Consider the following 25,768-nt stretch of genomic DNA (forward strand, 5'->3'; position numbering starts at 1 on the left):
CTGAGTCTATTTGTTTTTTTGGTTTGGTATAAGGTACTAACAACTAAATGTTAATGAGTTTTTAATTATAAGTTGACGCATTATTTGCGCTTCATACCGTGAGTCAACAACGTTTGTTGGAATAACACACCTAAGAGTGTGAACGAAAGGAATCAAAATGAGCACTACTTTAGAGTCCGCACATATACAAACAGAGAAGCCTCAAGCCAATGAGGATGAACTCACCCATGAACAACAACATAAACCAAGCTCAGAGTTTGAATCCCGAGAACAGTATCTAGAACACGAATTGCAAATCATGTCGCCTAAGCGCTGGCGTCCAAATTTGCCGTTTAAAGATTATCGATTTGAGATAGAAGACACCATCCCAGCGATGGCGGCGACCATTGGTAAAGTGGTTATGGTGGGCGCGATTGCAGCCACCTTTGCTGGGGCTCTCGGATTAAATGAAGACTTCATTCTAGAAAACGTTCGTTATGAACTGCTCATCGCCTCTGTTTTCATTATTATTTTCTCTGGCTTTTTATTGCCGACTGCAAACCTCGCAGGGACCCACGGCCCACTTATCCCTTTGATTCCGATTGTGGTTGCAGCAGGTGGACACCCGATGGCGTTTGGCCTGTTGATTGGCGCTTTTGGCCTCATCTTAGCCATCAGTAAAGGTGGCAGCATGTTGGCCAACCTCACCAGTAAAGGCGTGTGTGGCGGCTTATTGCTCTACCTCGGCTTTGTTGGAACCGCCTCTCAAGTGAAAAAGCTTTTCGCTTGGGCTGAAGGAATCGGTATGAGCCACATCGCGTTTGTGGTGATCTTTTGCACCATTATCTTGTACGCGCTACTGGAACACTTCCGCAAACGTTGGTTAGCAGTACCTCTTAGCTGCTTGTTGGGTGGTACGATTGCATTTGCCATGGGCGCCCCATTTGCTTTCCACACTGAGCCAGGCTTGCCCAACATGAACCCTATGTATTGGTGGGGAGAAAATACAGGTTGGATGCTAGGCCTACCGACGATTGAACACTTCATGGTGGTATTGCCGTTTGCGATTCTAGCCGTAGCGATGTGGTCACCGGATTTCTTAGGGCATCAAGTATTCCAAAAGATCAGCTACCCAGAACGTACCGAAAAAGTACACATGAACATCGACGACACCATGACCACGGCATCAATTCGTCAAACGTTCGGTTCTCTGCTTGGCGGTACTAACTTTACGTCTTCATGGGGGACTTATATCGTACCAGCGGCGATAGCTAAACGCCCTATTCCTGCTGGCGCGCTGCTCACAGCTCTGTTCTGTATCATCGCCGCAGTTTGGGGTTACCCGATGGATTTAGCTATCTGGCAACCTGTACTGTGTGTGGCGCTGATTGTTGGGGTATTTGTTCCATTGCTAGAAGCTGGAATGGAAATGACGCGTGAAGGAAAAACCACACAGTCGGCAGCGATTGTTGTATTTTCTTCAGCGCTCGTTAACCCAGCATTTGGTTGGGCTCTCACCATGCTGTTGGATAACTTAGGCTTAGTCGGTTGTAAAGAACGTAGTAGTGAACTGAGTAAAATGAGCCGCTGGGTGTTGCCTGGCACTATGTTTATTGTGCTAAGTGGCGTAATGGCGTTGGTTGGCCTTCTACCGGGCATACCAGCGATTATCCCGAGTTTTCGTTAATATCGATTTTTGGTCTAAACTCCTCAATGAACAACAGGATGATTTAATAAGGAAATAATCATGGGCAGTAAGATTCAAATAAAGCTAGAGAGACCACGGGTAGAGTTACTACTTGAGCGTTATAAAGAGCTGATTGGGGAAGATTATCTTGGCTATCGTAATCATGTTTATAGAACAATCACTTATGCAATGCACTTTCTAGATTATGATGAACAATTTGAAAAGTTAGTCGAAACCGCATTTGTCTATCATGATATTGGCCTGTGGACTGACCATGAACTCGCTTACCTTGAGCCATCAGAAGCAGTGGCATTAAATGACAATGAAAAGGAAAATTGGGGATTAGACCCTGATGCTCTAAAAGGCGCTATTCACTGGCATCACAAAATCACACCGTATAAAGGTCCACATGAAAAAGTTATAGAAGCTTGTCGAAAAGCGGACTGGATTGATGCATCAAAAGGAATGGTTAAAAAAGGGCTCCCTAAGTCCATGATTGCAGAAGTAGAACAAGCTTTCCCAAATCATGGATTTCATGACACTTTATTAAGATTAGCGAAAGACTACGGTGGTTCTACTTTAATTGGTGGCATTAAAGTGACTCGTGGCATCGTAAAGCTGTAATTTCGTAGTAATGGATAGGTTAGACTTCGTTATTTTTTTCTGAATCATGAGTACATTTAACCTCGCCATTTTTGTCCAATTCTGTGTTCACACCCCTACTTTTAATTCCCCCACAAACAACTAAGGCCTCGCACACGCGAGGCCTTGTTTTATCTAAGTTTCAATGAACGAGCACCGAAGCAATTTACGATGGTAAACCAAATCAACTCGAGAGCCATTCATCCAGTACTTTGATGAATTTAGGATTAATGAGATAACCGATGGAAGCATGTGGATTGCTTTTCCCGTTGCGAATATTGAGGTTATAAATCGGGTGGATATCTTTCATTCCACCGGGTATTAGATCCAGTTTGAGCATATCCTTGAAGTCATTTTTAATTTTGCTGTCATGAGAGATAAAATCATCTTCTGCCGATATGTTTATCCATTGCTGAATGTTTAACGGGTACTTCTTCTCATCTTTCAAGCGGCTCCCTTTTAGCCTATCTTTTACGTTTTCATCTCCTAACGGTGACCCGAGCGTAAGCAATAAGTTGACCTTCTTGTCCGCACCATAGTCGTGTCTATACTCTCCGTAATGAGACAGCTTCCACAACACGTCATAACTGATCATCGACCCAAGACTGTGCGACACAATCATCACATCATCCTGATTATCAAGCGCTTCCTTCAGTTCAACCATTAGCCTATGCCTGACATCGCTACCGAAATAGGTATCTTCATACCAATAATGCGCCATATCCGGCGCGACCTTTGTTATGAGTGTCTCAGCCACACCCAGCTTTCCAAAAAGCGATGAAAAAGTATCTGCTAACGCCTCTTTCAGAAAACCAATTTTAGATACCTTGTTATACGTTGTTTTATTGAACTGGCTTGTCTTGTACTTTTTGAGTTCAGACAACGCTTGCTGACGACTTGCAGGGTCTTCCGTTGGTTTGTCTAACAATGTGTTTGATAGCTCACCGTAATAGACAAACCGTTTATCGACATCTTTAAAAGCTTGTAATGAGCTTGAGTCTCCACAATCTCGCTGCAAACCATGTTCTATAGCCTCGTACCAGAGTGCTTGAAGGGGAGCTTTATCGGGCTTTTGAGCGCGACCATGAATGAATATTATTTTCTTAGCCATAGCAGAACGTCCTAAACACATAGTTAAAGTGATTATCACTAGAAAGCCCCCCTAGATTCGGTCAGCCCTTGCTAATAAAAGTGGTGCTAATTACGTATCTAGGGGTGGTTGGTAGAGCATTTATATAACTATGAGGCCGTCGTTTAAGGACCATAAAAGAGTGAACGACGCGGGTATGACTCGCAAATTGAAATGAATGTATCTAGCAAAAACCTCCAACGAACAAAAAGGCCTCGCACACGCGAAGCCTCAGTTTTTTCTCTGAACGATTAACCAATATCCTTTAACAACTACAGCGCCCTACTTAACTGACTTAACCGCTTTCATCAACGTTGGGGAATGGTTCTAGTAGACCAAAATCTCCCCCTCTAACTCCCCCTCTAACTCCCCCTCAAATGGAGTTCACCGATCTCTTTAGATTAACGTCCGAGGGGGAGAACATTCTTTGTCGCTGAACATATGCCAGTACATGTAGCGATCGGTATTCAGTTCCTCCCCTTTCCAATTACCAACAAGAGATTGGAGATGTAAACCAAGGGGAGGTTAGGAGGGGATTATCAGCCTACTCTCACGTACAACCACCCTACTTCACTGACTTCACCGCTTTCATCAACGTTGTGTTGAACTGTTGTGGTTGTTCTAGCATTGGGAAGTGGCCTGAGTCTTCAATGTAGTAAATGCTGTAATCCTTGATGTGTTTCTTGTTCGCTTCTGAATCGGTTGGCCATAGGCGAGCGTTGACCAATATTACTGGTACATTCACGTTCTCATACACGCGGTGTGCTTCACCTGTTACGTATTGGCCTAGATAGTGGCGGAACTGGTTTATCGCGATAGCTGGCGGCGCTGAGGCCATGTCTTGCGTTACCCAGTAAAGTAAATCTGCGTCTACCTCTTTTGGTAGCGAGTCTTTCACGAACGCAGTGATACCCGCTTGGAAGTCTTCTTCAAACGGTTTGGTCATTGCATCTAGGTCGCTTTGTGAAACGGCTAGTGCGACGTTTTGCGATGTGTCGGCACCAATAATGCCCTTCACCCTTTTCGGCATCAGTTTGGCAGCTTCTGCAATAACACCACCCGCCATGGAATGCCCGACCAAGATGACGGATTCAAGTTGTTCTTTCTCGATGACTGCTTTGATGTCTTCAGCGAATGCAACCATGGTGTACTCTTCACGATTAAACGATGAGTTACCGTGGCCTGCTAAGTCCATGGTGATCACTTGGTACTGCTTTGAAAACTCACTCACTTGGTTTTGCCATAGCCTGCTGTCTAAGCTCCAACCGTGAATGAAAATCAGCGCCGTACCCCCACTCCCACTTTTGCCATACGCAATTTGCTCACCATCGTGAGATATCGCAATACCATACTTAACCGTTGAATCATGAGCCATGGCATTAAAGCTGCCAATCGCCATGAATACCAAGAGTGTGATGTTTAGAATTAAACGTTTCATAGTGTCTCTCTACTTACTTTAGAGGGGACGCAGAAAGCGCCTCTCAATCAATATAGTCACTATAAAGTGTGAAGCTGTAGACGGGTAAAGGAAAATCTAGGAGAAAGCTATCGATGAGGTTGGTTACTAGTCTAAATAATGCGTAGTTGAACCAAGTTAAGGGCTGAAATAGTCTTTTATTTGATTTGCATTCCTTTACTAAATACCAAGAAGCTTTACCATAAACATAAATAACACAAACAGTTAGAGTCAGTATGGCTAGAAAACAATTTGATAAAACGTTTATTACTCTAGCGGATATATATATCGCTTACAGAAAAGCCAAATCGGAAGCTTTCTACGATAACTCCGCACCAACAGCATTGGATTTTGCTGAGTTTGAGCAAAACATCAAAGAAAACATTGAGGCCTTGTTTAAGGAAATCACAGAAAGCACCTGTACATGGTGGGAGACAAAAAACTTCATCGGCGACTATTACTACGTCCCTAAAAACCTTGATGACACTGCATGGAACGATGATCAACAAGTTCATTACCGCTCTGTTGACCCTTCAGTAGATTGGAAGTTGAGATTCAATGAAAGTGGTAACAAGAAGCTAGATGCTCAGTACCGATTAGTTATCAAACCAACTATAAACTACCAAATAATTTCAGCGCTCTGGATTCTTAAAGTTGGACACCAATTCGAGTCAAAACTAGACAAAAATCTGTCATATGGGAATAGGCTTCGCAGAAAACGTCACAATTCATCTAATGGTGAGTTAAATCATGATTCGTCAGGGCTGTTTTCTCCATATTTTTCAGCTTATAAAGCTTGGCGAGAAAATGGCTTATCTGCAATGAGAGGTCTTCTCGAAAAAGGCAAAAATGCGACTGCAGTAACAATGGATCTCGCTGGGTTTTACCACAATGCTTCACCGAATTTTCTGTTGAAACCTTCTTTCTTATCTGAAATTGATATCACTTTGACCAAAGACCAAAAGATATTTACAAAGCAATTACTTTCTTCGATGAGATATTGGTATTCACTCACGCCTGATTTTGAAAAAAGACCAGAGGGAGCTTTACCCGTCGGTATTTCAGCGTCAAAAGTAATCTCCAACGTTCTCCTATACCAACTAGATAAAGAAGTTCATTCTAATCTCAAACCAGCATATTATGGTCGATATGTTGACGATATCTTTTTAGTCTTTGAAACGCCCGAGAATACTAATACTGGTGATACAATAATTTCTCATATAAGCAAAAAAGTAGATTGTATAAAAATATCTCGGCAGAAAGGGCAACAACCAAGCTTAAGACTTAGGTTTATATACGCGCAAGACTCAGATCTGACCTTTACCGCAAGCAAGCAAAAGATTTTTAGTTTGTCATCTGAACATGGCGAAGATTTCATCAATCAAATTGAAAGCCAAATTAGAGAACAGTCTAGTGAGTATCGGTTACTTCCAGAAGTACCTCATTCTTCCGCTCTTATGGCCGAAAAGACACTACTCGCTTCTCCTGACGCATCTTTGATTGCTGACGCTCTTAGAAAAGCTGACGTGGTTTCAGTTAAGAGAATGGGGCTTTCTCTACTAATTAGAGATATTGAAAACTATACATCTGACTTAGTTGCAAAAGACTGGATAGGAATTAGAGAAGAATTCTATGGTCTTGTCGAGCGCTATCTATTAACGCCTAAAGGGCTATTTGATTTATCCGGTTATCTTCCTCGTGTATTTAGTCTAATGATTTCGAATCAGGACTTTAATGCGACTAAGGCATTTCTTTCTGAGTTGAACAAATGCCTTGAACTTTTGGAGAAAACAACCCAACCTAGTTCAAAAGAACAACTCCTCTCTTGCAGAGAATATCTATTTTTATCACTCAAAGAGACAGCTTTAAAAGCATCAACATCTAAAGGGTTTAGTAATTGGAAGTCTCTTTACTCTACCCTAGAAAGCTTAGATGAGTTACGCACAACTTCGGGGGGAAAAAATACCTCAATTGAAGACATACGACGATATAGTAGGCTATTGCTAATATCTGACTTGGGAAGTCGCCCATATAAAGACTTTTGGTATTATGACCAAGAAAGAGAATTCAGAACTAGACGCTTCCCTCGTGCTAAAAGTATTCAGAAAGTACTAAGACTCAAGTTAATCAAACGTTTTCGGGAAGAAGCCAATCTTAAGACACCCCATTGGCCTGCATTGGCATTTCCAACACGGCCATTAAGTATCCAAGAAATAGCAATAATCTGCCCTACAGTTCTGAGTGATTCTAAGTTATTCGAAGATTCTATTTTAGGGCTGAGAGGAGCAGGAACTTATAGTCTCGGCAACCTTGGGCTCAATACCGATGAGATAGATGGCGAATGCTACACCGTTCCTAAATATAGCGAAAGAAAGGTAATCGTAGCTCTCACAAACTTTGAGACTACTGACGAACAATTTATGAATGCTCTAAAAGGTACTCCTGATAGGAGCGTTGAAAGGTATGAGTCAGTAAACCGCCTAATAAATAACATACTAAAAACTAAGCCGAAAGCTGATTACATCGTTTTCCCAGAATGCTCTATGCCACGACGTTGGGGCTTTAACATAGCAAGCCGATTGGCTAGGCAAAATATATCATTCATCGCAGGCCTGGAGTACTATCAACACAACAATCGAAACAATATTATTCGGAATGATTGCTTAGTTTCTCTGACAACACGCGCCACAGGATATTTAAGTAATTTGGTATTCATGCAGCCGAAACTCATGCCCGCTCATGAAGAAAGCCTAACTCTAAGCAAAAAACGTAAAAAACTCTATGTACCTCCTTGTAATGATAAAGCACTACCAATTTATAAACATGGCTCTTATCAATTTGGAGTTATAGTATGTAGCGATCTCACCAACCCACAGAACCGAGTTAGGTTTCAAGGAAAGGTTGATAGCCTATTTGTTCTAGAATGGAACCCCGACGTAAAAACTTTTAGTTTTTTAGTTGAAGGGGCAGCTCATGACGTTCATACATTTGTTGTTCAAGTAAACAACCGAAGATATGGCGATAGTAGGGTAAGAGCACCCTACAAAGTCGACTACAAAAGAGACTCGGTTCGTATTAAGGGAGGAGTTTCAGATTACTTTGTGTTAGCCAAGATTGATTATGGTAGCTTACGAAGCTTTCAGAATAAATCGTCGCGAAATAGCAATAATGATGAATTCAAACCTGTACCTATTGGATTCAAATTATCTAAAAACCGTAATTAACAAAAGAACAAAAACACATGATTAGTAGTGAAGTTTGTATCAAGCTAAAGGAACACCCATTAGTGGATGCCGCATTGTGGGACAGCATTCTAAGTGTATTATCAAACATAGCGACCATTTCCGCAGCAATCATAGCCGGGATTGCAGGATATATTGCCTATCAACAATTAATTGCTAGTCGTAAACAAAATGCAGCATCTTTTTATAAAGAGTATTTGCAGCTTTGTATCGATAATCCTAATTTCGCACAAGGAATATACACACAAAACAACAAGAGAGAGTACCGATGGTTCGTATCTCAAGTTCTTTTTACTTTTGAGCAAGTGCTGATTGCAAACAAAGGAGATCAACAATGGGTAGAGACAATAGAATATCAATTATCTACCCACAAACAACACCTCTCAGTATCTAGAACAGCCAATAGCGGAGAGTGGGAAAAAGAATTAGATACACTTATCAAAAAAATATTAACTGATAACTAACCGTCCCCCAAAACCAAAACTGATACTCTTTGAACTATTACAAAAAAGGCCTCGCAATGCGAGGCCTTTGGTTTTCTATCTATCAGAAGAGATTAGTCGCGAAGTGCTGCGCCGAATTTCTCTGAGATTGAAGCTACGATAGCATCTACTGAACCAGCGATGTCTGCATCTTCAAGTGTGCGCTCTACAGACTGTAGGCTAAGTGCGATTGCTAGGCTCTTCTTACCTTCTTCAACGCCTTGACCAACGTATACGTCGAACAGTTTAGCGCCTGTTAGGAATTCGCCACCAGCAGCGATACACGCTTCTACGATGTCGCCAGAAGCGACTGCTTCGTCAACAACTACTGCGATATCACGACGGTTTGCAGGGAACTTAGATACTGCTACTGCTTCTGGAAGCACGCGAGTGTTGATAGCTGCCCATTCGATTTCGAATACGATAGTGCGGCCGTTAAGACCAAACTTACGCTCTAGTTCTGGGTGAACAGTACCAATGATACCCACTTCTTTGCCGTCTACGACGATAGCCGCAGTTTGACCTGGGTGAAGTGCTGGGTGCTTAGCTGCTTTGAAGCTGTATGCGATTTCGTTTGCAGAAAGCTCAAGAACTGCTTCTAGGTCACCTTTAAGATCGAAGAAATCTACAGTGTTAGTTGCAATGTCCCAGTGCTCTTCGCCACGAGTACCAGAGATAACGCCCGCAAGCATCATTTCTTGGCGCATGCCGTTTTCAGCAGTTGCTTCAGGGATGAAACGTAGGCCTGATTCGAATAGACGAACGCGAGACTGTTGACGCTTCTGGTTGTGAACAACTGTGTTTAGTAGACCTTGGATTAGGCCAAGACGCATTGCTGACATATCCGCAGAGATTGGGAATGGCAGGATTAGCGGCTCAACACCAGGTACAACAAGTTTTTGCTGCTCTGGTTCTACGAAGCTGTATGTGATTGCTTCGTGGTAGCCACGGTCTACAAGAAGGTCACGAACGCGCTTAAGCGGTTGGTCAGCTTCTTTGTGGTCATTCATTTTAAGTGCCGCTTTAGGCGCTTGGTTTGGAATGTTATCGTAACCGTAGATACGACCTACTTCTTCAATTAGGTCTTGCTCGATTGCGATATCAAAACGCCAAGATGGAGACGTTGCCGTCCAGCCAGCGTCTGTCGTTTCAACGTTACAACCTAGGCGAGTAAGAATTTCCACTACGTCTGTAGATGGGATTTCGTGACCTAGTAGGCTATCTAGCTTAGCGCGACGTAGAGCAACTACGTTTGCTTTAGGAAGATCAGCTTCAGATTCGCTGCCGTTTACTGGCGCAACTTCACCACCACAGATTTCAACTAGAAGCTGTGTTGCACGCTCCATAGCTGCTGCTTGTAGCGTTGAATCAACACCACGTTCGAAACGTAGAGAAGAATCAGTGTGAAGGCCGTAAGCACGTGCGCGACCACGGATGTGATCCGGTGCGAAGAATGCTGCTTCAAGAAGTACGTCTGTCGTTTCAGTAGTAACACCTGAATCTTGACCGCCAAAGATACCAGCGATTGCTAGTGCTTTGTTTTGGTCAGCGATAACAAGCGTGTTGCTGTTTAGTTCAGCTTCGTTGCCATCTAGAAGTGTTAGCTTTTCGCCCTGCTCTGCTAGACGAACCACGATACCGCCTTCGATCTTAGCGAGATCAAATGCGTGCATTGGTTGGCCTTGCTCTAGCATCACGTAGTTTGTGATGTCTACAACTGGGTCGATTGAACGGATACCACAACGACGCAGTTTTTCTTGCATCCAGATTGGAGATTCCGCTTTCACGTTTACGTTCTTAACCACACGGCCAAGGTAACGTGGACAAGCATCAGTTGCTTTGATTTCAACAGATACTGTGTCTTCAATGCTTGTTGCAACAGCGTCAACTGTTGGCTCTGTAACGTCTGCGCGGTTTAGTACGCCAACTTCACGAGCAAGGCCACGGATGCTGAAGCAGTCTGCGCGGTTTGCTGTTAGGTCTACGTCGATAGTTACGTCGTTAAGCTCAAGAAGCTCACGTACGTCCATGCCTAGCGTTGTGCCTTCTGGTAGCTCAAGGATGCCGTCAGACTCTACGTCGATACCTAGCTCAGAGAAAGAACAAAGCATGCCGTGCGATGGAACGCCACGTAGTTTTGCTTTCTTGATTTTGAAGTTACCAGGCAGTACTGCGCCAACTGTTGCTACTGCTACAGTTAGGCCAAGACGACAGTTAGATGCACCACATACGATGTCTAACAGCTCTTCTTCGCCGATATCAATTTTAGTTACTTGTAGTTTGTCTGCGTCTGGGTGCTGACCGCACTCAACCACTTTACCTACTTTAACGCCGGTGAATTCACCAGCAACAGGTTCTACATCGTCAACTTCCAAACCAGCCATAGTGATTTGGTGAGCTAGCTCTTCGCTGTTAATTGCAGGTTTAACCCACTCGCGTAGCCAAGATTCACTGAATTTCATAGTTTCGACTGCCCCGGATTACTTGAATTGTTTAAGGAAACGAAGGTCGTTCTCGAAGAACGCACGAAGGTCATTTACGCCGTAACGAAGCATCGTTAGACGCTCTACACCCATACCGAATGCAAAACCAGAGTATTTCTCAGGGTCGATGCCAACAGAGCGAAGTACGTTAGGGTGAACCATGCCACAGCCTAGAACTTCTAGCCATTTGCCATCTTTACGTTTCACGTCAACTTCAGCTGAAGGCTCTGTGAACGGGAAGAATGAAGGACGGAAACGCACTTCAACTTCTTCTTCAAAGAAGTTACAAAGGAAATCGTTAAGAATGCCTTTAAGTTGTGCGAAGTTTACGTTCTCATCAACTAACATACCTTCCACTTGGTGGAACATTGGCGTGTGAGTTTGATCGTAGTCGTTACGGTAAACACGACCCGGAGCAATGAAGCGGAATGGCGGTTTGCCGTTTTCCATCGTACGGATTTGAACACCAGAAGTGTGCGTACGTAGCATTAGATCAGGGTTGAAGAAGAAAGTATCGTGATCAGTACGAGCTGGGTGATCGTCTGCGATGTTTAGTGCATCAAAGTTGTGGAATGCATCTTCGATCTCAGGGCCAGACTCAGTGCTAAAGCCAAGCTCACCAAAGAACTGTTCGATACGCTCAACAGTGCGAGTAACTGGGTGAAGACCACCGTTCTCAATGCGACGACCTGGTAGGCTCACATCGATAGTTTCTTCAGCTAGTTTCGCTTCAAGCTCTGCACGTTGTAGTGCGTCTTTGCGAGCTGCGATCGCTTGTTGAACAGCACCTTTCGCTTTGTTGATCTCTTGACCAGCAGTGCGACGCTCTTCAGGTGGAAGTTTACCTAGGCTTTGTAGTTGAAGAGTTAGTTCACCCTTCTTACCTAAATACTGAACTCGCACTTCATCAAGTGCGACTAACGAATCTGCTGTATCAATAGCAGTCGTTGCATTAGCAATGATCTCTTCTAGATGTTGCATCATTTCCTCATCTACCAGTTGGTAGTGTCCGTATCGGATGATTAGTTTTTTTAGATAGCTACACATAGTAATCAAACACGCAACCAATGCCAAATTGAATCGTTAAAAGAGCAAGTTATTGACTAAAAACACGGCAAATTTAACAGGATATTAATGAGGAGTAGGAAGAAGTGGAACAATTACAGGTTCCACTTCTTAATTTGGAAATGACCTGAAGGCTAGATCTGAATAGAACAAACGCTGTTCTTCCCTGCGTTTTTTGCTAAATAGACGGACTCATCCGCCGCTTTAATCAATTCGTTCATGGTTTCGAATTCTTGGGTCATTTCAGCGACACCGACACTAATACTGCCAATCCAAACTTGATGACTGGTTTCAACCTCTAATTCAGACACTTTCTGTCGAGCGGTTTCCGCGATGTACATCCCACCTTTAAGGTCGGTGTTTGGGCAAATAACCAAGAACTCATCGCCACCTAACCGGCAAACAATATCATCATTACGGAACGTGTTTTTCAGTTCACGCGAGAGGGTTTGTAGCACCAAGTCGCCTGCATCATGGCCGCTGGTGTCATTAATGCGCTTGAAGTGGTCGGCATCAATCATAATACACACTAAAGGCATGCCCAGTTCTTTGGAGTCTTGCCAATGCAGCGCTAACTGTTTAAAAGCACTACGACGGTTATGCAAATTAGTAAGAGAGTCGGTTAATGACAGTTCTTCAAGTCTCTTATTCGCTCGTTTTAATTCTGCCGTACGTTCCTCAACTTTATCTTCGAGTAACTGGTTGAAGCGTAACAACTGTTTGTTTCGTTCAGAGACTTGTTCAAACAGGCCGTTAAGCGCAGCCAACAGCGGGACAGTCGCAGAATCTTGCTGCTTTTCTTCCGCTTCAAAGGCTTGCAGAGGTGTCGCGCCCTCTTCTATCGCGGTCATTTGTCGCGCCATGTTTTGGTCGATGCCGAGGATGTGGTAAGCAAGCCAGTGGATCAATAAATCAAGTAACTGCCGTGCTGACGACTGATCTTCTTCCATGATGAAAGCTTGCATACTGTAGATATCTTGCATAAATACACGATGCACTTTGATATGCTCTTCAATGTGTCGCTCATACACACCGCAATCTCTCATCAAAGATTCTTCTTCTTTAAAGTGAAATTCGGCATAGCATGTGAGATCGAGTAAAGCGACGTTTATGTCGTCGATAGAGATAGTGTTCTCTGACAACAGATTTCCGTAGTGGTTGATAATACCAACAAGATATTGATGCTGTTCATCTACAACACCAATACCTGTTTCAAAGTTTTTATCCCAATTAAATGAATTCATAAATCCCTTAAGGCCGATACCACCAGCACGATTTACATGCATATTCGGAGGTTATAGATACTGAAAAATATAACCATTTTACCTGTAGGTTTATTCGATTGTTTGATCCACTTTATAAAAAGACGACTTTGAACATTCTAAATATGGCTCATCTTAAATTTGAGACGTCCCCCCCAACAGGAACGCCCCACGAAGCTAACATTAGAAATAATATTCCAACGCCATCTCAACAAATTCATCCTTGCGTGCGAAGAACAACAAGTCCTCTGGGGTTTCGTTCTCAAACAACCAAGCATTCAGTCGCCACTTGAGATTGTTGTTAATACGGCTCGATGCCTCTAGCTTGGCACTGTAGACATCACTGTTATCTAAGTCTTGAGTGATACCAGTAAGCACTTCGGTGCCGTCTTCATCGTTCAAAGCGAAACGTGCCCCAAGGAACACATCATTTTGGCCGATGGTTTGGGCATTGTTGCCTCGGCTGTCATACAGGTATTCAGCGATGAAGCCGATGTCCCAGTACGATTCAAGCGCCCCTACCCAAGTGTATTCAAAGCCTGTCGCCACGCCGGTATGGTTGTCGTAGCTGTCGCGATAAATGCTTTCCAGCTTCCATAACCAGTCACCGATAATGCCTTGAACATCCAATCCGAAGTGTTGCATTTGGGCGTAGTATGGCTTGAGTTGATTGCCTTCCACACGGTAATAAGGGTCGCGGTTTGTGCCGCCTAAGTAGCTTAAACCGACATCCCAATCACCGTACATTTGGCTGTAACGCAATGCCACATCAACGTGTTTTTCTTCTCGTGAAGATTCGTAAAGCGCATCGTCCGATACTGGCACGGTTGGCCTTAATCGACCGTCTTCGCCTGCGAAGGTACGCTCACGAAAATACGGCAGTAACATGGCGTCTATGGTGCCCCACTCTTTTATCGAGGTGAAGTGCACCATAGGCTGACCTAACTTGGATTCGCCATCGACCGATTCAATGGCATCGGTCTGGTTTACCACATCCACTAAATGCGCCGATTCGGTTACGCCCCAAAATACCTTTCCAACACCCGCTCGCAGTTCGTAATCATCCCAATAGGTTAAATACAAGGCTTCGCGAATATCACCATGAGTTCGTTCATCGTCTTCACTGTCTAGGCGATAAAACGGGGTGAAGGTAATACTGCCGTTGCCCTCTTGTTGCTCCCAGTAAAACTCTGGCTGCAACACCAGTGAGCTTTGTCCTTTGTCTTGCCCTTGTAAGCCGTCGCTAAAGAACTGCCTATGTTCAAGGTTAACCTGCCCTGCTAGCTCCGGGGTGACCTGTTCTACGAACTCAGAGCTAAAGCCTGCCGCCACACAAGGCAACGACACCTGCATAAGCCCGACGGTCGCCGCCAAGGTTAAGGATAATTGGGTTCCTGTTGCCACAATCCTTTTCATATTCCTGCCTTATTTCGCACGTTTTAGTGTGTTCTTTTGGAAATCCTTGTCTTTAAGACCTGTCTGGAACACTAAATCTGTCGTGGTTAGTACCGTGCTTTTGCCTGTTTGATGGTTTTGCATCGCCATGGTGTGTGCGCGCCAGTATTGGTTTAGGTACTGTTTGTAATCTTGGAACGATAGAGTTTTAAGCAGTGCGCCTTTGCGGTCGTAAAACTCGACTTTCATTGGGCGGTAGTGCTGTTGGTCTAGCCATACCTTTTGCATGGTGTAGCCTGAGTTTTTATCGGTCGGTACTTGCTCTAAAACAAAGGTGTCTACGCCTTCCAGTTTCGCGTCTTCAATGTAGTTGAAGGTGTACTTTTCAAGTTCAAACGAGCTTAAGTCCTCATACGCAAATTCACTGCCCATAAACGGGCCAGATTTGTTGCGCGAAGAGATGCGTTTTACACGTTTCAACGCAGGCAAGTACAGCCATTGGTCATCCGATTTAGAGATGTGTGAATGGTTCAAGAAAGCCGTGCCTTTTACGTCACGCGGCTCATCAAAAATGGTCAGCCCTTTGTCGCCATCATCATCCACTTCTAACGACTTCAATCGCATTAGGCGCGAGCTGCTTTCGCCTTGTTTGTTGCGAAGTAGCATTTCCATGGTTGCGACAGAATCGCCCCACCCCATATCGACGGCTTTGCGTTGTTCGGCAATTTCTAAGCCTTTCGCTGGGTCTGCTAATGCTGGGAAAGCGGCGAATGTGCTCAGTGCCAACGAGCTAACAGTAAGTAATGTAGTAGCGAATGTTTGTTTAACGCTTTTCATAAATATCTCCTTGAGTCAGCCCACCGCAGCAGGCCGACGTTTCCTTATTTGGTCGAAGTAGTCAGTTCGGCTGTCGATCTAGGCTGCGACTTGGTATCTGGCTTTGATTCGTGCTGAGTTTTAGCTGAATAGTGGGTCTGTTTGTCGAAGATCATCAGTAAGCTTGGTAGCAAGATGAAATCGACCACCAGCGCAATGAAAATCACAATCGCGCTGAGTAAGCCCATGTCGGAGTTGAGTCTGAAGCTCGACATCGCCAGTACAGAGAAACCGGCCACTAGCACAACAGTGGTGATCCACAAAGCGCGACCTACGGTGTGGAAAGCGTATCGAACCGCTTCTTCTGCTGATTTCCCTTCGATTCTTGCGCGCTGGTATTTACTCAAGAAGTGCACCGCATCATCAACCACGATACCCAACGTGAGCGTGACCACGACTGACAAACCGAGGTTGATTTCACCTGAGATAAGCGCCCATAAACCAAAGCCAATGATCGCAGGCGCAATGTTGGGCACTAGGCTGATCATGCCTAAGCGAACCGAGCGCAATGCAAAGATCATCAAGCCAGAGATAAGCACTAGGGTGATAGGCAAAGTTGATAGCATGCTCGCCATGTTGGTTTCGCCAATATGAGCAAACATCAGTGACGGGCTCGAAGCCACCACTTCATATTGCGGTGCATTGGCTGCAAACCATGAGTAAATGCGCTCTTCGAGTTCGACTAGCTCAACGCTGCCAAGGTTATCGACGGTGAGTACCATTTTGATCGATGATTTATCGACGTTGATCTGGTTGTTCAAGTCCAAGCCGTACGGCAGAGACATTTCGTAAAGCAGCAGATATTGCGCGGCAAGTTCACGGTTCAGCGGTAGCTTGTAGTAGCTGTCGTCGTCGGCATGCATATTCTTGTTCAAACGCATATAAACATCAGAAAGCGTTGCCACATGGTCAGTTTCTGGTTGAACGCGTAGCCACTTAGTAAAGTCACCAATTGCTTGCAAGAACACAGGATCAGCAATCGCTTGAGACTCGTTAGTTTTCACTGCGATACTGAGGGTTGGCAGGTAGACGTTTGACTGGCAGCAGTTTTAGCAACGCTGGCAACATAGTCACAGACAAGAAGCACGCAATAAGTACACCCAGTGCCGACAAGTTACCGAAATCACGCAGCACTGGTGAGTCCGACATGTTCATCATCAGGAAACCAATCGCAGTGGTCACCGAGGTGATCAGAATCGGCATCGCATTGAGCTTGATGCTGTATTGAATGGCTTGTGCTTTCTCCATACCGCGCTGCATAGCTTGTCTCATGGTCACAATCACGTGAACACAATCGGCCACCGCCAAAGTTAAAACCAAGGTTGGCACATTCACGGTTGCGGTACTCAAGAACATCCCTGCCCAACCAGACAATCCCATGGTGGCAACAATCGAAGAGATGATCACAATGAGCGTCGCCACCACACTAAAGAACGAGCGCAGCATAAAGGTCAGGAACACCAGTACTACCAACAGCATCAAGGGAACGAGCGTTGAGCTGTCTTCTTGAGCCGAAGTCATAAATGCGTTGTTCATGGCTATGATGCCCGCTTTATGGAATTCGACATTAGGATACTGAGCTTGGTACTTGCCGATCATGGTATTGATTGCCGCAATCACCTCTTGCACTTCTGCGGTTTTGTCCACTTCTGGCAGTTGCACGGTGACGTTCACAATCGTCACATCGCCAGAGGCCGACACCAAGGCATTCTTAAGCAACGGCTCGTTAAGGGCGATCTGTTTTACTTTGGCGATGCGTTCTGGTGTGTGTTCGTACTCTTCATACAGCAAGTCTTCTACCAAAAGATCATCTTCAATGGCTTCGGTGTGCTGATAATTAGCAAGGGAATCGACACGGCTTGAATACGGGATCTGCCACGCATCAACCGTGAGATTTTGAATCAGGGTGAGAGTTTCAGGGGTGAAGACATTGCCATCTTCAGGTGCGACAACAATCGCAAGGTTGTCGGTTTTTGCAAAGGTGGTTTGGATTTCATCGAACGCCATCAACTGCTTGTTGGTGCCTTCGAAGAAGATGTTGTAGTCCCCTCTAAAGTAGAGGTTCTTAGCCCCTAATGCAGAGAGAATGATGATTGAAAACACCACCAGCAGAACGATAAACGAACGCTTGGTAGGTATTGAGTGCCAACTGTTTAGATCTGTGTTTGCGCTATCAGCATTAGGGTTATCTCGGTTTTGCTGATCGAACGTGGGCTTCTGGCTGTCATGTTTCATCACAGTCTCCATTTGTGACGATTCGTCATATTTGTGTCATAAAAAGCCAGCCGAAGCTGACAAAAGACACAATGCTTAGTCAAACACTCAAGAAAACAGCAACCACAGTCGGTCAGTCTCAAGTTTGTGACGAATCGTCAAAAATGGTTATTAATAAACCCACATTGTGGGCTTAACGGAAGCTATCGACCTACAGACTCTAAGTAAGCGATCTCTTCACTGAACAGTTCTTGTTCTACACGACGCCAAGTTTTGCGGTAATCCCAGTCACTAGAAAGGGGATGCCAATTTAGGCCGTCTAGAATCATGTTCGCGTTGTGTAATACTGAATACGGGTCTTGTAACCGCTTAATACAATGACTGTTTGATGCGTTCTGTGACAAGGCATTTGAACCAAATGCGATTGACCAGTTAGCAAAAACGATGGCATCTGAGCCAACGCCAGAAGAGAACTTTAGGTCACCCGCTTCTACCGCTTGGTTAACCATAGAGTCGCATTGTTCAATCACCAACTCTTCCAGTTCATTCATCTCGGCGACGCGTGCACTAGACGCTTTCTCTAGTACCCACGGGCTTTTAGCCATGATCGCACAGGTTGATAGTACCGGTTCCATGCGAGCATAGATTCGGTAAGCAACGTGCAATGCGACGATCTTTTCACGTGTGTTGCCTTCAAACTCTCCAGAGCGAGCAAACATCATTGCTTCTGTCTTGAGAGAGTGAATACATAACGCTAAAACGACGTCTTCTTTGCTGCAAAAGTGATTGTATATCGTACCTTTAGAATAAGAGCTCGCTGCCGTTAGCTTGTCCATCGTGAGGTTTCCGAACCCTTGTTCTCGAACTAGATCTTTTGCTAACAACATCAACTCTACTTCTCGGTCTGCAATAGACTGCTGCTTTTTAGACAACACGCCTTTGCAACCAAAGATACCTTGTTTATCGCCTTTACAACCAAAGCCAAACATAATTTTTTAGTCCGTATATGAGCTTAGCCGTTATCTAAGCTTCGCCAGTATTTAAAACACTCCTATCCAATATATTAACACGAATAGTAAATTCATGTAGTTAACCATTTTGTGACGCTTCGTCATTTCTGACTTATCGTCATAATAGCGCAAATATTGATCATATCAAGGGGTTTTATAAATTAAATACATTTTGTGAATGGAAAGAGAATAAATGGGATATAGCTAAGAAAATCATCAATAGTTGACCTAAAGAGAAGACTTTAAAAGAAGACCTGTATTGTGACCAACAGAATGTGGACGCGAATTGGGCATTCTTAACCTAACAAAGAATGTCGGCACTTTAAGCTGCTATGCGTATTCATGCCCAATGATTCCTAGCTTAAACCACAAGAATGAATGACTGTAGGCTTACTTTATGGGGCAGACGTCTCCTTATGGTCAATATTTGGCTTACTAATGCCGTTTTCTGTTAAGTTGCTATAAATTCGGTAAGGGGTGACTTACAATAGTGACAACGACTTACCTTTTTTGAGAACACGATATTGAGCGCCAAATATTCTTATTTAGCTTGGCAAGTGAATACCTCTAGCCCTGCAGAAAAGCTGGTTTTATTGATGCTTGCAGACGGTGCTGACGAATTCGGCTACACCAATGTGTGCCTACAAACAGCAGGTCAACTTTGTGCTCTCTCTACGTTTGGTTTAGCCGACTGTCTTAAGTGTTTAGTCGACCAAGGTTTTCTCGATAAGGTAAAAGTAGATTATCGGGATAAAAAAGAGATTCACGTTTTCAAAATGCTCATTGAGCAAGAGCAAACTGCGGCGCACGTTGAGGTTCAACCGACCAATAGTATTCCGGTCTACTCTACGGCACCTGCACCTGCACCTGCACCTGCACCTAAGTTTCAGCCTGCTCCGGCACCAATGCAACATATGCAGCAGGCCCCTCGCCCACAAGGTCGAGGCTCAATGAACAGCAACACCGTCTCTACTCATGATCTCAACGAAGAAGAGATACCATCATGGGCAGAACGTGCGTTTAAATTCTCCGGTTTGACCGGTGACCATAGTTTAGTATGGAAGAAATTTGTCCTCTGGTATAAAGCCAAAGCCAATGAATTAATGCCATTATCTCGGATTGAATCCAAGCTGCAGTACTGGCTAGTTAACGAGAAGCAAAATGAAAGACAACAACAGCAGAAGACCTCTCAATATTCAGGAAATGCAGGACAAGCTCAAGGAAATGGGTATAGACAAAAGCTTAGCCCATCTGAACGCTTCAGGCAGCAGCTCATTCAAAAAGGCAAAAAGCCAACCTTCTGAGCCAGCTCAACCTTTTGTACCTGACGCTACAGGTCCATTAGTACCTGAAGTGATTGAAGCGCAAAGTACCGAAGTGAAAGTAGCGGCTGCACAAGCTGCGGATTCTGGTGCGTCTCAACAAGTACCTGTTGTTGATCAAGATCCTGCAGAGCTGGAACTAACCGATTGGTGTATTCACGTGTTCGGCTCTTTCTTGAGCGTGTACGAAACGCAGTGGGAATATCAGTACGGTAGTGAGCCAAGCGGTAAGTTCATTGAGTTTGCCAACTCAGTCGATTCAGACGGCCTTAACCGCGTGCTAATGCACTGTCATGAACGTATTCAACTTGGCAACAGTTGGCCGCCGCAAATGGGTGAGCTTTGGATCCTGAAAGATTCTTTGACTGAAGAGGAGTTGTTGGATAGCCGTATTCGAGTGTTGTCACGCTCTGCAGATAATAAGATTGAACAATGGTTAATCCAGAATAAACTGTACGATTTAAAGCGCACGGCTGAAAACAAACTCGATGGCCTGTTCAAGAAGTATTACTTGGAAGCGAAACGTTTAGATGAGAAAGGCATGCTTGAAACTGAGTTACCAGAATTCCTTCTTGCCGCTAACTCTGTAAAGAACCTGAACGATTTAAAACGTGAAGAGTACGAAAGTAAACACGGTAAAGCGATTAACCCAAGAATTCAGCGTATTCTGAACAGTAAAAAGTAACCATCCGCTTGCTATCTGTTATAAGAAAACAGAGTAGCGATTACACGGTTAACAGATACAAAAATGCCAGCTATCAAGCTGGCATTTTTTACGAATTCTTACGAACTCTACAAATATCCGTGACCAACGGTACGTCTGTCACTGACTGCAAGTAATTACAGTAGGTGGATAGTTGCGTTTAGCGTGAATACGCCAGAGTCGTCATCTTTCATTTTGAAGTTTTGGTAGCTAGCGCCTACAGATAGTGGACCAAAGATGAAGTATTCAGCGCCTACACCGTACATGATATCAACATCGTCTTGCTTGAAGCCATCAGCTTTAAGCTCGTAAGAGTGAAGACCACCCTTCGCGTATACGTGAAGAGGACCAAAATCGATGCTTGGTTTAATCGCTAGGTAAGCAGTGCTTGCGTCTAAATTCTTAAGATCGCGGTTGCCGTAATTAACGCTGCCGAAAGAACCTAGATCCCAGTAACCCGCTTCAACACCGATTAGTGGAAGGATACCTGTACCTACGTGGATGCCCACCGCGTTTTCATCTTCACCAGCGAATGAGTTTTGACCACCCATTACACCGCCGTACAACCAAGAATCAGCCATTGCTGTTGAAGATGCACCTAGTAGTGCTAGTGCCAATAACGTTTTTTTCATATTCGACCTTTTTCGTCCTAGTGGCAGGCCTTGAGTGGTAATAAATTGCCACCAAGTCGCCCTGTATGTAATAACTATTCAATTAGTAATGCAATAAGCAAGATTTATACCCAAACCTTGCCATTGCGTCTAGCTTTATTCCTTTAGCAAGCATCAATCGCGTTTTTAACACGCTTATCTGATACTGGGTAAGGCGTACCGAGCTGCTGTGCGAAGAAGCTTACACGAAGCTCTTCTATCATCCAACGCACCTCTTTTACATTTTCTGGAACCGCGATCCCTTTTGGAATTTTATTCAGCAGTTCTTTGTAATCATTCATTACTGACTCAACTTTGATCATGTGAAGACGATCTTTATTCGGGTCAATTGGCAGTTTTTCCATGCGGCGTTCAATCGCTCTCATATAGCGTAGAATATCCGGCAGGCGTTTCCACCCACATTCTGTGGCAAAACCCTTAAAAATCAAACCTTCTACTTGAGCTTTTATGTCAGAAAGTGCGAATGCCATAGAAAGATCCACGCGTCCTTTCAGCTTTTTACTGATGCTGAATGCCGTGGTTAGGATGGTTTCAACCTGTTGAGCAATCTCTACTACGGTATCACCCAGCTCTGCACGTACGTGTTCTTTCAGAGCTTCAAACTGCTCTGGTTCCCAAACCAAACCGCCCTTCTCTTCAATCAGCTTATCAATACCACAAGCGATACAGTCATCGATAAGATCGAGTACCTGTCCGTATGGGTTGAAGTACAAGCCAAGTTTCGATTTGTTCGGCAGGTTCGAGTGCAAGTATTTGATCGGTGATGGCACGTTCAACAAGATTAAACGACGCTGACCCGATTTCATTGCCGAGATTTGCTCTTGCTCGGTTTCGAACAGTTTGATCTCTACGCTGTCTTTGGTATCCACCAGCGCAGGGAAGGCTTTAACATCGTAGCCACCACGTTTCTGTTGGTAGACTTTTGGTAATTCACCAAAGCTCCACGTGTGCAGGTTCTGCTGCTCGATATCGTCGTCTGCCACTTTAGAAAGCGTTTCTTGAACCTTGTCTTTCAGGCTCTCTTTCAACTCATGCAGATCTTTCTGTTCTTTCAGCTTACGCTTGCGATGATCTACAGCGCGGAATGTTACCTTTAAGTGCTCTGGAATCTGGTCTAACTTCCAGTCATCACGTACCACTTCCACACCCGTCATGCGGCGTAGCTCTTTCTCAAGAGAATCCAGTAACGGTGCTTCAAGCGGTGTCACACGTGCCAAGAATGCATCTGCGTAGTTTGGCGCAGGTACAAAGTTACGGCGTAGCGTTTTAGGTAACGACTTAATCAAGCTAATTACTAGCTCTTGACGTAGACCCGGGATCTGCCAATCAAAACCGTTCTGGTCGATCTGGTTCAAGATAGGCAGCGGAATGTGTACCGTTACACCATCGTTATCGTCGCCCGGCTCAAATTGGTAACTCAGCTTGAGCTTGATACCGTTTTGGTGCCAGAAGTTCGGGTAATCCAGATCGGTAACGTGGCTAGCATCACCGCGGAACAGCATCGATTTTTCAAAGTTAAGCAGCTCAGGGGTTTTCTGACTGGTCTTCTTCCACCATGTATCAAAGTGACGGCCAGAAACCGCCTCTTCACCAACACGCTGGTCATAGAAATCGAACAGTTCATCATCGTCGATCAAGATGTCACGACGACGCGATTTATGCTCTAGCTCTTCGACTTCTTGTAGAAGCTTACGGTTCTGCTTGAAGAAAGCGTGTTTGGTTTCCCACTCACCTTCTACTAATGCACTACGTACAAACAACTCACGGCTGACGGTGGCATCAATCGCGCCGTAGTTCACAAGGCGCTTAGTTACGATTGGGATTCCGTAAAGCATCACTTTTTCGTGTGCCATTACCGCTGCTTGTTTCTTCGACCAATGTGGTTCGCTGTAGCTGCGTTTAATCAGGTGTTTCGCTAGTGGTTCAATCCATTCAGGTTGAATCTTCGCGATAACACGACCCCAAAGTTTTGAGGTTTCCACCAGCTCAGCAGACATGATCCACTTAGGTTGCCTCTTAAACAGGCCAGACGCAGGGAAGATATGGAAGCGCGCATTACGTGCACCTTGATACTCATTCTTCTCTTGGTCTTTCATACCGATGTGCGAAAGCAGACCTGATAGCAGTGACATGTGAATGCCATCGTAGCTGCCCGGTTCTGTATTCAACTTAGTATCCAGCTCACGCATTGCTTGGTGAATTTGGAAGTACACATCTTGCCATTCACGGATACGTAAATAGTTGAGGTAATCTTGCTTACACTGTTTGCGGAACTGGTTACTCGACAGCGCTTTTTGCTGCTGCTTGATGTAATCCCATAAGTTCACAAACGTGATGAAGTCAGATTCTTTATCGAAGAAGCGCTTGTGCTTGTCATCAGACGATTGTTGCTTATCTGATGGACGCTCACGCGGATCTTGAATCGACAACGCAGACGCGATCACCATCACTTCGTGTAGGCATCGGTTACGTGGCGCTTCAATTACCATACGCGCTAAACGTGGATCGATAGGCAGTTTTGCCAGCTTACGACCAATCGCGGTTAGCTTCTTCTTGTCGTCGCCGTGGTTCTTGTTTTTGTTCGCTGACGGTTCAACGGTGGCGATCGCACCAAGCTCTTCAAGCAGCCTTACACCGTCTTGAATGTTGCGCTTATCGGGCGCTTCAACAAATGGGAACGCTTGAATATCGCCTAGGCCTAGCGCTGTCATCTGAAGGATAACCGATGCTAGGTTAGTACGAAGAATCTCTGGGTCAGTAAACTCTGGGCGTGACTCGAAATCTTCCTCAGAGTACAAACGAATACAGATACCTTCTGCAACACGACCACAACGACCTTTACGCTGGTTTGCACTCGCTTGAGACACTGGCTCAATCGGTAGACGTTGTACTTTAGTACGATAGCTGTAGCGGCTAATACGCGCCGTACCCGGGTCGATAACATACTTGATGCCCGGAACGGTTAACGAGGTTTCTGCCACGTTGGTTGCCAGAACGATGCGTCGACCAGTATGAGACTGGAAGATACGGTTCTGCTCACCCGCCGATAGACGCGCGTAAAGCGGGACAATTTCGGTATCACGAAGGTTGCGTTTACTTAATGCATCTGCGGTATCACGAATTTCTCGCTCACCGTTCATGAAGATCAAGATATCGCCAAGGCCTTCATCACACAGCTCATCAACGGCTTCAAAGATGCCTTCGATTTGGTCGCGGTCTGAATCACTTTCATCACCACCTAATGGGCGGTAACGCGTATCAACTGGGTAAGTACGACCAGACACTTCAATGATCGGTGCATTGTTAAAGTGCTTAGAGAAACGCTCTGGATCGATGGTTGCCGACGTGATGATCACTTTCAGATCAGGACGCTTTGGCAGTAACTCTTTCAGGTAACCCATGATGAAATCGATGTTCAGGCTACGTTCGTGCGCTTCATCGATAATGATGGTGTCGTACTGATTTAAGAAACGGTCGTGTTGAATCTCCGCCAGTAGAATACCGTCGGTCATCAGTTTGATTTGGGTATTGTCAGAAATCTGGTCGTTGAATCGAACCTTATAACCAACGAACTCACCCAGCTGTGTTTCCATCTCTTCAGCAATACGGTTCGCAACCGAACGCGCCGCAAGACGACGGGGCTGAGTGTGACCAATTAAGCCAAAGCGGCCGCGGCCAAGCTCAGAACAGATTTTTGGTAGCTGAGTGGTTTTACCCGAACCCGTTTCACCCGCCACGATAACCACTTGGTTTTCAGCGATGGCTTTCGCGATGTCTTCGCGCTTTTGGCTAACCGGGAGAATTTCTGGGTATTCAATCGTTGGTTTCTGTGCCGCACGCTGAGTTGCCGTCATCATCGACTTAGCAATGTCTAACGCAATCTCATCAAAGACAGCGTGCTTAGCTTGTTCGTTCTTAATTTTGCTCGCACCAGCAATTCGCTTACTCAAACGGAAGCGATCGCGTATCATACATTCGTTGAGCGCTTTACGAAGAGAGGCTGGGCTATTCTGAGATGATTTGTTGTTTTTCGCTGATTGTTCAGCAGATTTTTTCGATGCAGCTTGGTTTGGTTTCGCTTTGCTCTGTGAAGAACTTGGCTGTGCTGCATTCTTGTTGTTATCTGCTTTTTCCGGAGACGAAGTCAAAG

Annotated in this window: 16 protein-coding genes and 1 pseudogene; 6 read left to right on the forward strand and 11 right to left on the reverse strand. The window is 44.8% G+C overall.

The features are described 5' to 3' along the window. The first annotated feature begins 157 nt into the window (after nucleotides 1–157). Nucleotides 158–1,666, forward strand: a complete 1,509-nt coding sequence (locus tag AB4167_RS12390; RefSeq protein WP_372136591.1) for a DUF3360 domain-containing protein — start codon at nucleotides 158–160, stop codon at nucleotides 1,664–1,666. A gap of 60 nt (nucleotides 1,667–1,726) precedes the next feature. Further along, nucleotides 1,727–2,290 (forward strand): hypothetical protein, encoded by a 564-nt coding sequence (locus tag AB4167_RS12395; protein ID WP_050645430.1) that lies wholly within the window; start codon nucleotides 1,727–1,729, stop codon nucleotides 2,288–2,290. A gap of 202 nt (nucleotides 2,291–2,492) precedes the next feature. Here AB4167_RS12395 and AB4167_RS12400 read toward each other — a convergent pair whose 3' ends face one another. Both AB4167_RS12400 and AB4167_RS12405 read right to left on the reverse strand, forming a co-directional pair. Further along, nucleotides 2,493–3,419 carry a hypothetical protein gene (locus AB4167_RS12400; RefSeq protein ID WP_372136592.1) on the reverse strand — a complete coding sequence of 309 codons (927 nt, stop codon included), beginning with the start codon at nucleotides 3,417–3,419 and terminating at the stop codon, nucleotides 2,493–2,495. 583 nt (nucleotides 3,420–4,002) lie between these two features. Then, a complete protein-coding gene (locus tag AB4167_RS12405) occupies nucleotides 4,003–4,875 on the reverse strand; it encodes an alpha/beta fold hydrolase (RefSeq protein WP_372136593.1) in 873 nt (290 codons plus the stop codon). 254 nt (nucleotides 4,876–5,129) lie between these two features. Between AB4167_RS12405 and AB4167_RS12410 the strand changes: the two genes are divergently transcribed. Further along, nucleotides 5,130–8,117 carry an RNA-directed DNA polymerase gene (locus tag AB4167_RS12410; RefSeq protein ID WP_372136594.1) on the forward strand — a complete coding sequence of 996 codons (2,988 nt, stop codon included), beginning with the start codon at nucleotides 5,130–5,132 and terminating at the stop codon, nucleotides 8,115–8,117. Nucleotides 8,118–8,134: 17 nt separating this feature from the next. Next, nucleotides 8,135–8,599 carry a hypothetical protein gene (locus AB4167_RS12415; RefSeq protein ID WP_372136595.1) on the forward strand — a complete coding sequence of 155 codons (465 nt, stop codon included), beginning with the start codon at nucleotides 8,135–8,137 and terminating at the stop codon, nucleotides 8,597–8,599. A gap of 92 nt (nucleotides 8,600–8,691) precedes the next feature. Here AB4167_RS12415 and pheT read toward each other — a convergent pair whose 3' ends face one another. The 7 genes and pseudogenes from pheT to AB4167_RS12450 all read right to left on the reverse strand — a co-directional run bounded on the left by pheT (nucleotide 8,692) and on the right by AB4167_RS12450 (nucleotide 18,901). Next, the gene (pheT, locus tag AB4167_RS12420) at nucleotides 8,692–11,079 is read right to left on the reverse strand and encodes a phenylalanine--tRNA ligase subunit beta (RefSeq protein WP_372074243.1); all 2,388 of its coding nucleotides are present in this window, start codon (nucleotides 11,077–11,079) and stop codon (nucleotides 8,692–8,694) included. Nucleotides 11,080–11,097: 18 nt separating this feature from the next. Beyond that, on the reverse strand, nucleotides 11,098–12,081 hold the full coding sequence (gene pheS, locus AB4167_RS12425) for a phenylalanine--tRNA ligase subunit alpha (protein WP_004734764.1): 984 nt from the start codon (nucleotides 12,079–12,081) through the stop codon (nucleotides 11,098–11,100). 218 nt (nucleotides 12,082–12,299) lie between these two features. Next, the gene (locus AB4167_RS12430) at nucleotides 12,300–13,409 is read right to left on the reverse strand and encodes a GGDEF domain-containing protein (RefSeq protein WP_029235308.1); all 1,110 of its coding nucleotides are present in this window, start codon (nucleotides 13,407–13,409) and stop codon (nucleotides 12,300–12,302) included. 201 nt (nucleotides 13,410–13,610) lie between these two features. Continuing rightward, a complete protein-coding gene (locus tag AB4167_RS12435) occupies nucleotides 13,611–14,843 on the reverse strand; it encodes a hypothetical protein (protein ID WP_372136596.1) in 1,233 nt (410 codons plus the stop codon). A gap of 9 nt (nucleotides 14,844–14,852) precedes the next feature. Then, the gene (locus AB4167_RS12440) at nucleotides 14,853–15,659 is read right to left on the reverse strand and encodes an outer membrane lipoprotein-sorting protein (protein WP_372136597.1); all 807 of its coding nucleotides are present in this window, start codon (nucleotides 15,657–15,659) and stop codon (nucleotides 14,853–14,855) included. Between the two features lie 44 nt (nucleotides 15,660–15,703). Then, nucleotides 15,704–17,945: pseudogene (locus tag AB4167_RS12445) on the reverse strand (efflux RND transporter permease subunit). Between the two features lie 170 nt (nucleotides 17,946–18,115). Next, nucleotides 18,116–18,901: a TetR/AcrR family transcriptional regulator gene (locus tag AB4167_RS12450; protein WP_372136598.1), complete on the reverse strand. Its 786-nt coding sequence runs from the start codon at nucleotides 18,899–18,901 to the stop codon at nucleotides 18,116–18,118. Between the two features lie 545 nt (nucleotides 18,902–19,446). Between AB4167_RS12450 and AB4167_RS12455 the strand changes: the two genes are divergently transcribed. Both AB4167_RS12455 and AB4167_RS12460 read left to right on the forward strand, forming a co-directional pair. After that, entirely contained in the window at nucleotides 19,447–20,226 is a 780-nt protein-coding gene (locus AB4167_RS12455; RefSeq protein ID WP_017068790.1) for a hypothetical protein, read from the forward strand. Continuing rightward, nucleotides 20,147–20,929: a hypothetical protein gene (locus AB4167_RS12460; protein ID WP_136982515.1), complete on the forward strand. Its 783-nt coding sequence runs from the start codon at nucleotides 20,147–20,149 to the stop codon at nucleotides 20,927–20,929. The genes AB4167_RS12455 and AB4167_RS12460 overlap by 80 nt, the downstream gene beginning before the upstream one ends. A gap of 155 nt (nucleotides 20,930–21,084) precedes the next feature. On the opposite strand, the gene AB4167_RS12465 is transcribed toward AB4167_RS12460, so the two are convergent. Together AB4167_RS12465 and hrpA are read right to left on the reverse strand one after the other, a co-directional pair. After that, nucleotides 21,085–21,579, reverse strand: a complete 495-nt coding sequence (locus AB4167_RS12465; protein ID WP_017065440.1) for an outer membrane beta-barrel protein — start codon at nucleotides 21,577–21,579, stop codon at nucleotides 21,085–21,087. Between the two features lie 143 nt (nucleotides 21,580–21,722). After that, nucleotides 21,723–25,766: an ATP-dependent RNA helicase HrpA gene (gene hrpA, locus AB4167_RS12470; RefSeq protein WP_372136599.1), complete on the reverse strand. Its 4,044-nt coding sequence runs from the start codon at nucleotides 25,764–25,766 to the stop codon at nucleotides 21,723–21,725. Between the last annotated feature and the right edge of the window lie 2 nt (nucleotides 25,767–25,768).

This window comes from Vibrio sp. 10N.286.49.E11 (assembly GCF_041469505.1).
Lineage (GTDB): Bacteria > Pseudomonadota > Gammaproteobacteria > Enterobacterales > Vibrionaceae > Vibrio > Vibrio crassostreae_C.